Raw genomic sequence first — 15,112 nt, 5'->3', positions numbered from 1 at the left:
ATTAAATGGCAGAACAAAATGGGATAATTCAGCTTAAAAATATTGACGTTACTTTTCAAAATGAAGGTAAAACAATTGAAGCTGTTAAGGATGTTTCAATCGACGTTCAAAAAGGTGATGTCTTTGGGGTTATCGGTTATTCAGGTGCTGGTAAAAGTACGTTGGTTCGAGTAATTAATTTATTGCAGCAACCAACTGCTGGTTCAGTAATTGTTAACAATCAAAATATGCTTCAATTAAGCCAAAAAGATTTACGGAAGGCTCGTCGCAATATTGGAATGATTTTTCAACACTTTAATCTGATGAATTCTCTAACTGTCTATGGAAATGTCGATTTTCCATTAAGAGATTCAGGTTTGAGCAAAGCTGATCGTAAGAAGAAAATCGATCGTTTACTTGATATTGTTGGTTTGGCTGATCGAGCTAGTAATTATCCATCGCAATTATCTGGTGGTCAAAAACAACGTGTAGCAATTGCTCGAGCACTTGCCAATGATCCTGAGATATTGATCTCCGATGAAGCTACTAGTGCTTTGGATCCAAAGACAACCACTGAAATATTGGATTTATTAGGTCGCTTAAATAAGGAACTAGGAATCACAATTGTGATCATTACTCATGAGATGGACGCAATTAAGCAGATTTGTAATCGGGTTTCAGTCATGGAAAATGGCCGTTTGATTGAAGAAGGCGATTTGTTATCAATCTTTGGTAATCCTAAGCAACAATTGACTAAAGATTTTGTTAATACTTCAACTCATATTGGTTCAGTTCTAGATGAGATTCGTGAGAGTGGTATTGTCGATAAACTTTCAGGACGTTTGATTGAATTAAATTATATTGGCGATTCTACTAATGAGCCTATCGTAGTTGAACTGTATAAACGTTTCCAAGTGGAAGCAAACATTCTTTTCAGTAATATTGAAAGACTTCAAAATACTACTGTTGGTATCATGCTATTTGCTTTAACAGGCGATGATCAAAAAGTTGAAGAGGCTATTCAATATCTGAATGGTTTGAATGTGAATGTTAAAGAAATTGGCTTAAAGAAAGAAGGCAAATAATTCATGGCAGATTTAATAAATAAATTTCTACCGAATGTCGTCGCTAACTGGGAAGGCGACAATGGTTTTGTTACCGCAATTTGGCAAACATTATATATGACTTTTGTTAGTGCATTATTTGCTGGAATTATCGGTATTATTCTAGGAATCCTATTAGTTGTTACAGCTGATGATGGCATTACACCTCATAAGGTGCTTTACAATACTTTAGATAAGTTAGTCAATCTGTTCCGTTCGATTCCTTTCATTATTTTGTTGGCAGTTATTGGACCATTTACTAAGTTGATTGTTGGTCAAACTATTGGACCTACTGGAGCTTTAGTACCATTAGTTATTGGAACAGCACCATTCTTTGCCAGACAAGTTCAACTAGCTTTAGTTGAAGTCGATCCTGGAGTGGTCGAAGCTGCTGAAGCAATTGGTTTATCACCAATTAAGATCATTTTTAGAGTTTATTTACGTGAAGGTTTACCAGAATTAATTCGTTCAGGAACGTTAACTATTATCAGTTTAATTGGTTTAACTGCTATGGCTGGTGCTGTTGGTGGTGGTGGTCTTGGTAATATGGCCATTTCTGTCGGTTATCAACGATTTGAGAACGATGTAACTATTGTTTCTATGTTATTCATTTTGGTATTAGTTTTTGTTATACAAGGAATTGGAGATTTTGCGGTTCGTAAATTAGAACATTAAATAACAATTTGAGCGATAGAGTAATCTGCTTACCATAATTTGTACAGAAAGCCTTAAATGTTGAGATAAGGTCAAATTAGTAGATGAAAATGATTCGTGATTGGCATTCCTGAATATTTTAGGGGATGATGGCTGGTATCCATTATCATACACACATGCATCGCATGTTTTTGAGAAAAGTAAACGTGAGTTTACTTTTGAAATAGAATGGTACCGCGCAAAAGCGCTTCTATTTTGGACAATATTTTGTCTGAATAGAAGCACTTTTTTAGTTGAGGAGGAGAATAATTATGAAAAAGAATATTATTAAGGAAATACTTTTGTTAGCAGTTGCTACATTTGGTTTGTTTGCATTAGCTGCTTGTGGAAATAGTCAGGTTAGCAGCAATAAAGAAAAGACTGTAAAAATTGGGGTTACTGGCTCAGACGATCGAGTTTGGAATGCAGTTGCTAAGAAGGTAAAAAAAGAAGGCATCAACATTAAAATTGTTGAATTCTCAGATTATAATCAGCCTAATACCGCTTTACAACAAGGCGAAATCGATCTGAATTCTTTCCAAACACTAACATTTCAAAATGATTGGAACAAGAAACATAAGACTAATATAGTGTCAATTGGTTCAACTGTCATTGCACCAATGGCTTTGTATTCAAAGAAGGTTACTAGCCTTAGTGAAATTAAGAGCGGCGACAAAATAGCGATTCCTAATGACGCTACTAATGAAGGTCGTGGATTGCAGCTTCTTGCTAGTGCCGGGTTGATAAAGCTAGATAATGCTAAAATTCCGACATTAAAAGATATTACCGAGAACAAATTGAATTTAAAAATTTCAGCATTAGACGCTGCTCAAACAGCTAAATCACTTGATGATGTAACTGCTTCAGCTGTTAATAGTGGGGTTGCCAGTGATGCTAAATTAGATCTTAAAAAAGCTATTTATCGCGAAAAAGTAACAGCTAAGTCAAAACCATACGTTAATATAATTTCAGCTAATGCTAAAGATAAGAATAATGCTACCTACAAGAAAATTGTTAAGGCTTATCAGTCAGAAGATATTGCTAAGGAAATTAAGAAAGATTATAACGGTTATGAAAGTCCAGCCTGGAATTATAAAGTTCTAAACTAGTCTTTTAATATGGAGATCTTATTAATGTATGCAGGAGGAGCATCATGCTAAAGAACCGAATTAAGGGAATATTTTTGATATTCATTACCACACTTAGTTTGTTCATTTTAGCTGGTTGTGGGAGCAATCAGTCGAGTAAAGAGATTACCGTTAGAGTTGGAATTACCGGTGATAATGATCCGGCTTTGAAAAAGGTGGCTCAGATAGTGAAGAAGGAAGGCATTAATCTAAAAATCGTTGAATTTTCTGATTACAGCCAGCCAAATACAGCTTTAGCTCAAGGCGAAATTGATATGAATGATTTTCAAACTTTTACTTTTCAAAGTGATTGGAATAAGAAACATAAGACCAATATTGTTTCAATTGGAACAACCGTTATTGCACCAATGTCCTTATTTTCCAAGAAGATTACTAGTTTAAACCAATTAAAAAAGGGCGATAAGATTGCAATCCCCAATGATGTAACTAATGAGGGAAGAGCTTTACAACTGTTGGAAAGTGCTGGTTTAATAAAATTGAATGGTGCTAAGATTCCTAATTTACGCGATATTACTGAAAATAAACGAGGCTTGAAGATTTCTTCATTAGACGCTGGTCAAACTGCTAAATCTTTGGATGACGTAACAGCAGCTTGTGTTAATAGCGGTGTTGCTAGTGATGCAAAGTTGAATCCTAAGAATGCCGTTTATCGTGAGAAAATCACTGCTAAATCGAAGCCTTATGTCAATATTCTTTCGACTAATGCTAAAGACAAAAATAATAAAAACTATCAAAAAATTGTCAAAGCATATCATTCTAAGGAGGTTGCTGACGTAATTAAGAAGTCATTTCATGGTTATGAAAGCCCAGCGTGGAACTACAAAATTTTACAGTAATAATCATAATTTCAATAATGTAATATTCATGCTTAACTGTAATAAAAGTGTAAGTAATTCGATTTTCACAAAAATTAAAATTTGGTTGGAATGCTGAAATATTTAAATAAGAAAATAGCTAATGACTTTTTTATATCAAAGTCACTAGCTATTTTTTATAGGTTTAAATTTGATCATTGCGTAGTGGAAGATATTAAAAAAAGAATAAGTAAATAATGTAAAATGATATTATTTTTGCTTCATATCATTAATTTATTAGTAACAATTAAACCTTTTTTATGCAATTATTCACTATTTAATTTAGAATTGAAGTAGGTAATTAAAAGAAGAAGTCAGGGATAAAATATGAAAAATTTAGGGACTGTCTTGAAAGAGTTACGAAAAAAACGTGGTATGACGCAAAAACAATTGGCCGAGGGTATTTGTGCTCAGTCAATGTTATCAGCAATAGAAAATGATGTTTATATACCTAATGCAATTTTATTAGTAAATTTAGCTAAGCGATTAAAAGTTGATTTAAACGAGATCAGTTTAGCAACTAACTTTGAAATTAGTGCTAATGAAGAATTTAATCAGACTGTGAACAAGCTGTGCAATAGTCATCAATATATTGAGTTATTGGAATTTTTACAACAAAACAAGGTTATTGATAATTTAAAAACAGCTCATCAGTTACAGGTCTATTATTATTATTTGGGCGTGGCGCAGTTACAAACTAATAAATTATCTGAAGCAATGCAGTCATTAAAATTATCATTGGCAGAAATTAATCATTTACAGTTGGATACATTATCTCGATTAGCTTATTTGGGGATGGGCTATATTTACGCCTTGGAAAATAAAAAAACGGCAGCGGTAGATAATATAGATTTAGCATTTCGTAATTGGAATGATTTTTCTTACGAAGAGAATCAAAATATAATCTATTATTTAGCTGCTTTAATTTATTTCAAATTAAATGATTATCAAGATTCAACGGCTTATCTTGTTGACGGTATTGGCTTTATTGCTAAGCATGATTCTCACTATATGTTGGCTAATTGTTATTTCCTGATGGCTCGATTGGCACAAGAAGCTCATCAAGATGATGAAAGATTGGAAGCTAATGGTCGGAAGGATTTATTTAGTGAATTGTATGGCGAAAAGATTTTTCAAGATTTTTAAAATATCAGAATGCTAATTTTTCATTAGGTAGTTTTTTTCGTAAGCTAAGGCCATCAAAATAAATTGATGGAGGAATTACTAATGAAAAAACTTTTTACTAATACTGTTTTAATTAAAGAAAATTTATCGAAAGTGCAGCAAGTTTTGATGGATGGACCACAATTGATGCGTTGGAATCCAGCTATTTCTTCGCTAAAAAATGGGACTAACAATTCCTTTATAATTCATCGTAATGATCCAGCAATTAATTCCGATGAAGTACTAACAATTGAATCGAAAGATCAACAAGTAAGTTATCGTAGTATTAATGGTAGATTGGAATATCAGTTAATCTTTAATTTAGTGGAAAAAGTAGGATCTACATTAGTAACAGAAGATTTTTACTTATTGAAGGATGAGACATTGGCAATAGTTTTTTTGCAGCCTATTGCTAAACAAGCTTTTAATCGTAATTTGAATGGTCTTAAAAGAATTATTGAAATTAATAAGTGACAAAAGTGTAAGTGATTTGTAAGTCCAATAAATGTCTAAAAATTTATTAATAATTTAGAATGTAATTAAAGATAAAAAGGGGGAATGATTTATGCATATTCCAATTAGACGTTCAAAAAATGATAAGGTTTTTGCCGGAGTTATTGGTGGATTAGCTGAACATTTCCAGTGGAATGCCAACGTTGCTAGAGTTTTATGGGTCATTTTAAGTTTGACGCCATTTCCTGGAATTGTGGGTTATTTAGTACTTTGGCTATTGATGGAAAATCCTGAATATTAATAATTAGAGGTAAAGACAATGCATATTCCTATAAAAAGATCAAAGGATAATCAAATTCTTGGTGGAGTGATTGCCGGATTATGTGAACATTACGATTGGAACCCTGCCATTGGCCGGATTCTTTACGTGGCTTTGACAATAACACCAGCATTTCCAGGAATTATTATCTATCTAGTATTACTTCTATTAATGGAAAAACCAACTGAAAATTAAAAAATAATCTCAATTTAGCAAATAAGAGGCTAGGTTGGGATTATTTTTATGTTGGATTATTATTTATCTAATTTAAAAATTTCATTGATAGTATTGAGAACACCATCGTGATTGTTATCAGTATTTGTTACTAGGTTGGCCACCTTGATAACTTGAGCTTTAGCATTTTTCATGGCAATACCGGTTCCGACTGATTGAATCATTTCTAAATCATTCAAATTGTCGCCAAAGGCCATTACATTTTTTAAAGAAAAATCTTCTAAATCACATAAATGACGAAGTGCAATACTTTTATTAACGTTATTTCTCATAATGTCGATACTTCCAAAACCACTGACAGCAGCATAAATCTCTTGACCATAGTTATCATTGAGAAATTTAATGGCTTCAGTTAAATCATCGTGTTGCAACTGAATATTAAATTTGAAAATATCATCGTTAATTTTTAATAAGTTATCAACAATTACTAAGTTTTTCATATGATAAAGAGGTAAATCTTTTTTACTTTCGGCATAACTGGCTTTCTTGCCTGATAAGGAAAGTGATTTTAGATCTAATTGATTAAAAAGAGTTGGAATCATGTCGTTGACTAGGGTTTTAGGCATTTCTCGCTCATAAATTGTTTCTCCCTTTTTAACAATTTGGGCTCCATTTTCAGCAATAAATAAATCGATTTGGGGTGTCCTTTGAAAGATGCGCTTTAAATGATCATAGTTATTGCCACTAGCCACGGCAAATTGGATTCCTTGTTGATGCAAAGCTTTAAGGTAATTATTTAAACGTTCGATATTATAATTTTTATCATCATCAAAGAGCGTTCCGTCAATATCGGTTGCAATTAGTTTAGTTTGAGTCACGTATAAGTTGCCTCCCATTATTTAAATCATCAGAGAAAAGGATACACGAAGAGATGGTTAAAAAGCAATCGGTTACAAAAAAAGAGTGTTAAGAAACTATGATATAGTATTCTAAAATGGAATAGGAAGTTCATATAGTGGATCTACAAAAATTAAAGACCTTTGTTAATTTATCGAAAACACTTAACTATACCGATACTGCTGAAGATCTTTTTACAACTCAAGGAAATATTTCTAAGCAAATTTTATCGCTAGAAAAAGAATTAGGAGTATCGCTTTTCAAACGAGCTCATCGAAAAATTGCGTTGACACAACAAGGAACAATAGTTTTACCATATGCAAAAGAAATAATTCACAATTATGATAATTTGAAAATAGAATTGAACGATTTTCGGGCAGCTAAAAATTCAATTATCAAAATGCATACCATTCCTACTATGCCAAGTTATCAAAGCTTTTCATTAATTACATCTTTTTTAAAAGAACATCCAGAAATTCACATAGAGTTAAAAGAGGAAGAAAGTTATAATTTGATTACTTCTCTTAAAGCTGGCAAGTGTGAACTAGTTTTTGCACGTCTTTTTGAGTTTGATGATCCGGATTTAGAATATTTGCCCATGGAAGAAGATTCTTTTGTTGCTGTTTTACCGAAAAATCATCCTTATGCTCAAGAAACAAGTTTAGATTTAAGAAAATTAAATGGAGAACACTTTTTAATCTTGGGTCCAGCAACCAATTTGTATAATCCGTTTTTGAAACTTTGCCAAGAAGCTGGATTTGAACCAAAGATCACTTATGAAGGAACGCGGGTAGATTTAATCATGCAAATGGTTCAAAATAATATGGGTGTTTCATTGATGATGGCAAAAACGGCTCAGAATTTTGCCAGCGATAAATTTGCCTTTGTACCATTAAGCTCTAACATTGCAAATGAACTATGCTTTGTCAGGAGTAAAGGCCAGCATTCAGATTCTAATAAGCTGTTTTGGAAGTACGCTAAAGATAATGTAATAAATATTGGGGGATAAAATTATTCAAGAATTATCAACAAAAGAAATAATTGATCTGATGGAATCAGGTCTTAATATGAAGTTCTCCGATGAACAGATTGCAATTTTAAACAATGATTTTACTAGACCGCTTTTAGTTAATGCTTGTGCGGGTTCAGGGAAAACCATTATTTTTATTTTGATGGCTTTAATTGCTATTGCTAAGGGCAATGCCGATCCTGATGAAATTTTAGGAATTACATTTTCCCACAAATCACGAGTCGATATGGGTGAACGTTATAATAAATTTGTTTCTGAATTAAGCGAGATTGGGTTAAAAATATCTTACGGTCGACCTAACTTCACAACTTTTCATGCTTTGTTTTATCAATTATTGCGACAAAATCCAGAATATCAGCAAGTCCAAGTATTAACGAGCTATCGTCTTTTTATTAGAGATTTATCAGATCAGATCAAGCATCCTAGTAATGTGATCACTAAGGCTGAAATGCTAGAAGAAATGTTTGATTTGAATGATTATATGATTAACCAGGGCTTAACGACTGATGGAGTTTTGCCAACTAAGACAGTTGGTCAGCCTTTGAGTGAAACTATTGATGTAATGTCGGAATTTTCTCGTCAAAATCATAATCAAGAGTTTTATGAAGATTACGTTGATGTGATAAATAAGTATCAGGAATTAAAACGACGAGATGGTTATATTGATTTTAATGATATGAAAATGTTGCTGCTAGAAAGTATGAAAGATCCCCAATATTTGAGTTATTATCAACAAATTATGTCTCGTTATAAAATCGCTGTGATTGATGAATTTCAGGATATTGACAATCTACAATGGCAAATTATTTCGCAATTATTAGCTCCTGAAACAATGCAACATTTAATTGTAATTGGGGATGATGACCAGAGTATTTATTCATTCAGAGGTAGCAATCCGCAATATATTTTGAATTACAAACGACTCTTGCCAGATGCACAGAAGCGAAATCTTTCCACTAATTATCGAACTGGCGAAAAGATTTTAAAACGGGTTATACCGTTGATTAAACACAATCATGTTCGTTTAGATAAAGAGTTATTATCTGGACGAAAAGATATTGGTAAGTTTGTCCTTTATAGTAGTAAAAAATCCGGTTTCAGCGGTGGCTCAAAAATGTTGAAACGATTAGTTAAACAGATTAATGATCCAGAAATCAATAATGACGATATTGCTATTTTGGTTCGTTACAATTCTTCAAGAATGCTCTTGGCAGATTGGTTGGCTAATCAACAAATTTATGCCGATATCAATAATTCCAGTGCTGTATTGCAGAATAATATTGTTTACCGCATTCTTACAGAATTAATGAAGGCTTTGTGGCAAGATAAATATAAGTACTTTGCTAATCAGGCAAATCGAATTGGTTTTCGAGCATACAAGGATCATACTGATAAAGTTTTGACTCGAGCCGGTGATGAATTTCATAAGTTAAGTAAATATTTGTTAGCGGCTGAAGCTTATAATGCTGAAACTAATACGCCTCATAAAAGAACCGATGAACGGATTCAAGTTTATTTTAATAGTATTAAACGTTTTAAGGGACGCTTGGAGGAATCAAAAGATGCTGAGAGAAAACAAAAATTGTCTCAGAGTCTGATCAAAGATTTGTATAAGGCTGCTACTAGATTGACCGACAAATATTTTAATTATATGGAAGAAAAAAACTTCATGTCTAAAACAGAAGTCAATGATATTAAGAAATATTTGGAAGATGAGTTAGCTACTTATACTAATATTGATAATTTCTTCTTAGATGAGGAACAGAAAAAGGCTATCCTATCTAGTCGTATGGAACAAGGGAAACAGGAACATCGAATTCAATTCTTGTCATTGCATCAGTCAAAAGGGTTGGAATTTAAGTATGTTTATCTTTATGGTTTAACTAATAAGGAAGTTGAAACTGCTGGAGTAGCTGTCAATGAATGGTTTCCACCGGAAATGCCATTTGATCAATTTGTGAAAAAGTGGAAGCTGATTTATAACAAGAGTTATGATTTCTTGGAACGAGCTTTAAAAGCTGCCCATATTGATGACTATAAAGATATTACGAATAATAATGCTTTTAATCCAATCAATTTGGATAGAACTTTAGATAAGAAAAAAGAATTTGTAATGTTTCATACCTTTTATAAGGAAATAGAAAATTATTCGGAGTTTATCGAAGAGGAGCGGCGTTTGTTATATGTCGGAGTAACTAGAGCACAACAGGAATTATGCTTGCGGATTGCTCCAGATTCTAATCCGCTGTTATTTGAATTGAAATTACCTAAGAAAAAATCGAAAAAGTAGTTAGTAATTTTCTAGATCTTTTGGAGTATGATAATTGTATATACCAAAGTTGGGGGAAGATAATGAAAATTCGTCGTACGATAGAAGTCATACCAACTTTTATCCTAATTATTATGTACTGTTATAGTTTATATTTGAGAGTGTCTGGTGGAGCTTGGAATAATTCATTTGTTATTAGCATTACAGGTTTAAGTGTATATATTCCGATAATTTCGTTTTTTGAAGCAATGGTCAATTCTTCTCGTAATCTTAAATATAAAAAACAAAATAGATTGTTCTATCTTTATATGATTGTGCTTTGGGTCCTGTCTTTGATAATTGCGATTCTTTCAATGGAACAAGGTTAATTAGGTAAAATGAAAAAGCATTCCAATATGGAATGCTTTTTGCTTTATCATGAATTGTTTGACTGTAAATTATCCCTTATACTGATCCTTGTTAAGAAAGAGGAGGCAATTATATGTCAGAACAACCATACGATTTAAGAAGAGTTATTGATGAATTAAAACAAGAACCAGTTCAATATCATGAAACTGATGTTGAGGTTGATCCCGATGCCGAATTATCAGGTGTTTACCGTTATATCGGTGCTGGCGGGACAGTTAAACGTCCTACTAAAGAAGGTCCAGCCATGATGTTTAATAATATTAAAGGCTTTCCTGGTACACGTATTTTTATTGGTGCAATGGCAAGTCGCAAGCGTGATGGCTTAATGTTGCATCATGATTATAAGACTTTGGGTCGACTTTTGAAGGATTCTGTTGAACATCCTGTTGCTCCAGTAGTGGTGAGTTCTGACAAAGCTCCAGTTCAAGAAGTTGTTTATAAGGCAACTGATAAAGATTTTGATATTAGAAAAATTTTGCCGGCCCCAACCAATACTGAATATGATGCTGGTCCTTATATTACCGAGGGATTAGTGTTAGGTTCTAATCCTGATAAGAGTATGACAGATGTTACTATTCACCGAATGGTTTTAGAAGGAAAAGATACCATTGGAATGTATATTATGCCTGGTGGTCGTCATATTGGAAATTTCCAGAAGCAATTTGAGAAATTGGACAAACCCATGCCAATTACTATCAACATTGGACTTGATCCAGCAATTACTATAGGGGCAACATTTGAGCCACCTACAACTCCATTAGGCTATGATGAATTAAACATTGCCGGTGCATTGCGTAATCAAGCGGTTCAATTAGTTAACGCTAAGACCGTTGATGAAAAAGCGATTGCCCGAGCTGAATATGTAGTTGAGGCTGAAATTATGCCTAACCAAACTATGCAAGAAGATATTAATACCCATACTGGTAAAGCCATGCCAGAATTTCCCGGCTACAATGGTGATGCTAATCCTGCTGTTAATGTTGTAAAAGTTAAGGCTATCACTCACCGTAAAGATAATCCTATTATGCAAACAATGATTGGACCTAGTGAAGAACATGTTTCTATGGCTGGAATCCCCACAGAAGCAAGTATTCTAGAATTAGTTGATAAAGCTATTCCTGGTAAAGTTGTTAACGTTTATAATCCACCAGCAGGTGGCGGGAAATTAATGACAATTATGCAAATTCACAAAGCTGATGAAGCTGATGAAGGTATTCAAAGACAAGCCGCAATTCTTGCTTTTTCAGCTTTCAAGGAATTAAAGACAGTATTCTTAGTTGATGAAGACGTTGATATTTTTGATATGAACGACGTTATTTGGACGATGAATACTAGATTCCAAGGCGATAAAGATATTATGGTCTTACCAGGTATGAGAAATCATCCGTTAGATCCTTCCGAAAGACCAGAGTATGATCCTAAGTCAATTCGGATTCGTGGAATGAGTTCCAAGACTGTTATTGATGGTACCGTACCATTTGATATGAAAGATCAATTTGTTAGAGCTCAATTTAAGGAAGTAAAGGATTGGAAGAAATATTTAGAATAGGAAGTGTTTAGATGGCTCATAAAAGAAAAATTGTCATTGGTGTTACAGGGGCTTCAGGCACAATATACGCAATTGATTTAATGAAAAAGTTAAAGACAGTTTCCAATGTTGAAACCCATGTTGTCTTTAGTGCTTGGGCTAAAAAAAATCTACAGTTAGAGACCGATTTATCACTATCAGAAATTAAAGATTTGGCCGATTACTTTTACAGTGATAACGATTTAGGTGCAACAATTGCTAGTGGTTCGTTTTTAACAGATGGAATGGTTATTGTACCAGCTAGTATGAAAACCATTGCTAGCATTGCCGTCGGTATCGGTGACAATTTGATTTCACGAGCAGCTGATGTGACCTTGAAAGAACAACGTAAATTGATTATGGTTCCTCGAGAGACACCGTTAAATACTATTCATCTAGAGAATATGACCAAGTTATCTAAGATGGGAGTCCAAATGATTCCACCTATTCCGGCTTTTTACAATCATCCTCAGACAATTCAGGATTTAGTCGATCATCAAACTATGAAAGAATTAGATGCTTTAAAAATTGATAATGAGGTTGATCGACGTTGGGAGGGGATTTAATGAAATTTTCAGTTACTCAAGAGAATTACACAATGAGTGCCAAAATTGAAGCTATTGGTAAAGATCTTTTTATCGAAGTTACTGGTGGCGATACTCCACATATTGGAACTGTTACAACTTTAACTAAGAATACTGAAATACAGACGATTCGTTATCCCAGTCATGATGGCCGCTTTCATAAAGATGATGTTTTAGCAGTTAGAATTGGAAAAATTATTCAAGCTGATTTGCCTGGCAGCTGTACAATAACTGCGGGTGTTCATGTTAACCATATTTCTAAGAAGCAAATTACGGTTTCTGGTCAAATAGCACAGAATTTGGGTGAGCAAATAAAGGCTTGGTTAAAACAGACCAATTTCGATGTACCCGAGCCAGTTTGTTATAGTGATGAAGAGAACCCTGAATAAATAATTTAATTCAACAAGATTGGAGCTCTACTTAATCTTGGTTAAAGCGTAAGTATTGAAGGATGCCATCTTCCACTGTGCTAGGAATGGTCTGGAACGTGGTGGCCGGACTTGGAGCCTCTTGGCAACGCCAACAGTCTTCAAGCTCCAGCTTTTTCTAAATGTGTTCCACATTAAGAAAAATTTCACCACTGAGACCATCCTAGCTCCGTTCCAGATTAGTTTATTAGTTTTAAATTGCTAAAATGATTCTGCTTATTAATTCAAGACTATAAAAATAGCTAATGACTATAATATAAAAGGTCATTAGCTATTTTCGTATTTAAATATTTGAAATATATAACAGTTACACTAGACTGGAACAAAAATTGAAATTGGCTCAGCCGTGAAGTCATTCTTAGCAATTTATTGCTTAGAATGAGGCCGAGCTTGAAAATTATGCGAAGCATAAGTTCCAAGTCGTACCCACGGCGTTCCAGCCAAATTTCAATTATTGTGGAAGGCGACATCTTTATGCTTTAACCAAGGTTAGGTAAAACTCCCAGAATTTTTGAGCGACTTCGTCTTTTGACATTAGAGGCAAAGATTCGGGATGTTTGTTCTTTTGCAATAAAGTAATTTGGTTAGTATCAACGCCAAAACCAGCATCGGATTGAGCAACATTGTTGGCTAAAATTACGTCGGCATGTTTACTATTAAGTTTTTTCTCGGCATTTGCTAAAAGGTTTTGGGTTTCAGCAGCAAAACCTACGACAAATTGGTTAGTTTTAGTTGCAGCAATGGTTTTCAAAATATCAGGATTTTTAGTTAATTTGATGGTGAAGAAATCTTCATCATCATTTTTTTTGATTTTTTGATCGGCAACATGCAAAGGCTTAAAATCAGCCACTGCGGCTGCCATAATTAAGACGTCAACGGTTGGAAAAATACTTTGTAATTGTTGCATCATCTCATTAGCTGTTTGGATGTGAATAATATTCATTCCAGCGATTGCTGCGTCTACAGTAGTGATTAAAGTAACTTCTACTCCCATATTTTGGGCCGCTTTAGCCATAGCAAGTCCCATTTTTCCAGAGGAACGATTGCCAATATAGCGGACGGGATCGATTAGTTCTTTGGTACCACCAGCTGTGATGACAACTTTTTTACCGGCAAGTTCTTTGGTTTGAAATTTACTTTCAATGGCTGACATAATGATAGGTAATTCGGGCAAGCGTCCCTTACCAGTCATTCCTTCAGCTAGAAAACCGGTTGCTGGCTCCATAATGTCAATGCCCATGTTTTTGAGGGTGGTTAAGTTATTTTGAACAGCTGGATTTTCATACATGTCAGTGTTCATGGCTGGAAAGATTAGTTTAGGCGCAACTGTAGCAATCAAGCTGGTTGAAGCAATATCATCAGCTAGGCCATTAGCCATTTTACCGATAATATTAGCAGTTGCTGGTATGACAATTGCTAAGTCAGTCCATAGGGCTAACTTGATATGAGGAATAAAATCATCAGGAGCTGTTTGTGGATTAAAGTTATCTGTGATAACTGGTTTTTGACTGAGGGTAGCAAATGTTAACGGTGTAACAAATTTCTGGGCGGCTGCAGTCATAATAACTTGAACTTGAGCTTCTTTTTTTATAAGTGAGCGTACAACTTCGAGTGATTTATAGGCGGCAATGCCACCGGTAACGTATACAGCAATATGTTTATCTTTGAGCATCTTTTCACCTCAAAAAATTTTTTCTTACTATATTATACATGTTTTAGAGTGTGATATGATTTTCATATGTGGAGGTTTTCATGAATATTTATACAGCTGACATAATTATACTTTTATTGTTGATTTCGATTTTTAATAATCCTTTGTTAAATATTTTTCAGGCTTTTGGATGGCAATTTTTAGCCAGTGAGATATTTATTGGGATAATTTTAATTGTATTGTTATTTTTGATCCATAAATATGTATTGCGTAAATATATTTTTAAAAAATGAGTGATTGTAGGTAAACTATAACCGTTACGATCACTTTTTTTATATTTAAAAGTGTAAAATTGAATTAATTACATTTCCACCAAAGGAGAGGTATTCAG

General features: G+C 33.7%; 16 protein-coding genes and 1 other annotated feature. Of the genes, 14 read left to right on the top strand and 2 right to left on the bottom strand.

Translation table 11 applies throughout. The features are described 5' to 3' along the window. Positions 1–5 precede the first annotated feature (5 nt). The 8 genes from FD26_RS00880 to FD26_RS00840 all read left to right on the top strand — a co-directional run bounded on the left by FD26_RS00880 (position 6) and on the right by FD26_RS00840 (position 5,908). Positions 6–1,064 carry a methionine ABC transporter ATP-binding protein gene (locus FD26_RS00880; RefSeq protein ID WP_057866567.1) on the top strand — a complete coding sequence of 353 codons (1,059 nt, stop codon included), beginning with the start codon at positions 6–8 and terminating at the stop codon, positions 1,062–1,064. 3 nt (positions 1,065–1,067) lie between these two features. Continuing rightward, the gene (locus FD26_RS00875) at positions 1,068–1,757 is read left to right on the top strand and encodes a methionine ABC transporter permease (RefSeq protein WP_057866566.1); all 690 of its coding nucleotides are present in this window, start codon (positions 1,068–1,070) and stop codon (positions 1,755–1,757) included. Continuing rightward, positions 1,757–1,991 (top strand) — a binding site (T-box leader). Its footprint overlaps the gene before it by 1 nt. A 56-nt stretch (positions 1,992–2,047) precedes the next feature. Then, positions 2,048–2,884 carry a MetQ/NlpA family ABC transporter substrate-binding protein gene (locus FD26_RS00865; RefSeq protein ID WP_057866564.1) on the top strand — a complete coding sequence of 279 codons (837 nt, stop codon included), beginning with the start codon at positions 2,048–2,050 and terminating at the stop codon, positions 2,882–2,884. 44 nt (positions 2,885–2,928) lie between these two features. After that, a complete protein-coding gene (locus FD26_RS00860) occupies positions 2,929–3,759 on the top strand; it encodes a MetQ/NlpA family ABC transporter substrate-binding protein (RefSeq protein WP_057866563.1) in 831 nt (276 codons plus the stop codon). Between the two features lie 345 nt (positions 3,760–4,104). Then, positions 4,105–4,923: a helix-turn-helix domain-containing protein gene (locus FD26_RS00855; RefSeq protein WP_057866562.1), complete on the top strand. Its 819-nt coding sequence runs from the start codon at positions 4,105–4,107 to the stop codon at positions 4,921–4,923. An 81-nt stretch (positions 4,924–5,004) separates the two neighbouring features. Beyond that, positions 5,005–5,415, top strand: a complete 411-nt coding sequence (locus tag FD26_RS00850) for a hypothetical protein (RefSeq protein ID WP_057866561.1) — start codon at positions 5,005–5,007, stop codon at positions 5,413–5,415. A 91-nt stretch (positions 5,416–5,506) separates the two neighbouring features. After that, complete coding sequence (locus FD26_RS00845; RefSeq protein WP_057866560.1) at positions 5,507–5,695, top strand: PspC domain-containing protein; 189 nt, start codon at positions 5,507–5,509, stop codon at positions 5,693–5,695. A gap of 18 nt (positions 5,696–5,713) precedes the next feature. Further along, a complete protein-coding gene (locus tag FD26_RS00840) occupies positions 5,714–5,908 on the top strand; it encodes a PspC domain-containing protein (RefSeq protein ID WP_057866559.1) in 195 nt (64 codons plus the stop codon). Positions 5,909–5,967: 59 nt separating this feature from the next. Here FD26_RS00840 and FD26_RS00835 read toward each other — a convergent pair whose 3' ends face one another. Continuing rightward, complete coding sequence (locus tag FD26_RS00835) at positions 5,968–6,765, bottom strand: HAD family hydrolase (RefSeq protein ID WP_057866558.1); 798 nt, start codon at positions 6,763–6,765, stop codon at positions 5,968–5,970. A gap of 137 nt (positions 6,766–6,902) precedes the next feature. On the opposite strand from FD26_RS00835, the gene FD26_RS00830 reads away from it, so the two are divergent. The 6 genes from FD26_RS00830 to lpdD all read left to right on the top strand — a co-directional run bounded on the left by FD26_RS00830 (position 6,903) and on the right by lpdD (position 13,031). Beyond that, positions 6,903–7,793 (top strand): LysR family transcriptional regulator, encoded by an 891-nt coding sequence (locus FD26_RS00830; RefSeq protein ID WP_057866557.1) that lies wholly within the window; start codon positions 6,903–6,905, stop codon positions 7,791–7,793. Continuing rightward, on the top strand, positions 7,783–10,104 hold the full coding sequence (locus tag FD26_RS00825; RefSeq protein ID WP_057866556.1) for a UvrD-helicase domain-containing protein: 2,322 nt from the start codon (positions 7,783–7,785) through the stop codon (positions 10,102–10,104). Before FD26_RS00830 ends, FD26_RS00825 begins: the two co-directional genes overlap by 11 nt. Positions 10,105–10,166: 62 nt before the next feature. Further along, positions 10,167–10,451 carry a LasU family protein gene (locus tag FD26_RS00820; RefSeq protein WP_057866555.1) on the top strand — a complete coding sequence of 95 codons (285 nt, stop codon included), beginning with the start codon at positions 10,167–10,169 and terminating at the stop codon, positions 10,449–10,451. A 113-nt stretch (positions 10,452–10,564) separates the two neighbouring features. Then, positions 10,565–12,040, top strand: coding sequence for a UbiD family decarboxylase (locus FD26_RS00815; protein WP_057866554.1), 1,476 nt, complete (start codon positions 10,565–10,567; stop codon positions 12,038–12,040). An 11-nt stretch (positions 12,041–12,051) separates the two neighbouring features. Then, a complete protein-coding gene (locus FD26_RS00810) occupies positions 12,052–12,624 on the top strand; it encodes a UbiX family flavin prenyltransferase (RefSeq protein WP_057866553.1) in 573 nt (190 codons plus the stop codon). Then, positions 12,624–13,031, top strand: a complete 408-nt coding sequence (lpdD, locus tag FD26_RS00805; RefSeq protein ID WP_057866552.1) for a prenylated flavin chaperone LpdD — start codon at positions 12,624–12,626, stop codon at positions 13,029–13,031. Before FD26_RS00810 ends, lpdD begins: the two co-directional genes overlap by 1 nt. 511 nt (positions 13,032–13,542) lie before the next feature. On the opposite strand, the gene coaBC is transcribed toward lpdD, so the two are convergent. Beyond that, positions 13,543–14,742, bottom strand: coding sequence for a bifunctional phosphopantothenoylcysteine decarboxylase/phosphopantothenate--cysteine ligase CoaBC (coaBC, locus tag FD26_RS00800; RefSeq protein WP_057866551.1), 1,200 nt, complete (start codon positions 14,740–14,742; stop codon positions 13,543–13,545). Positions 14,743–15,112 lie beyond the last annotated feature (370 nt).

The sequence above is a fragment of the Companilactobacillus crustorum JCM 15951 genome, from assembly GCF_001434585.1.
In the GTDB taxonomy this organism is placed as follows: domain Bacteria; phylum Bacillota; class Bacilli; order Lactobacillales; family Lactobacillaceae; genus Companilactobacillus; species Companilactobacillus crustorum.
Note: the sequence above shows the minus strand (reverse complement) of the source record. Positions and strands in the feature narration are given on the sequence as shown.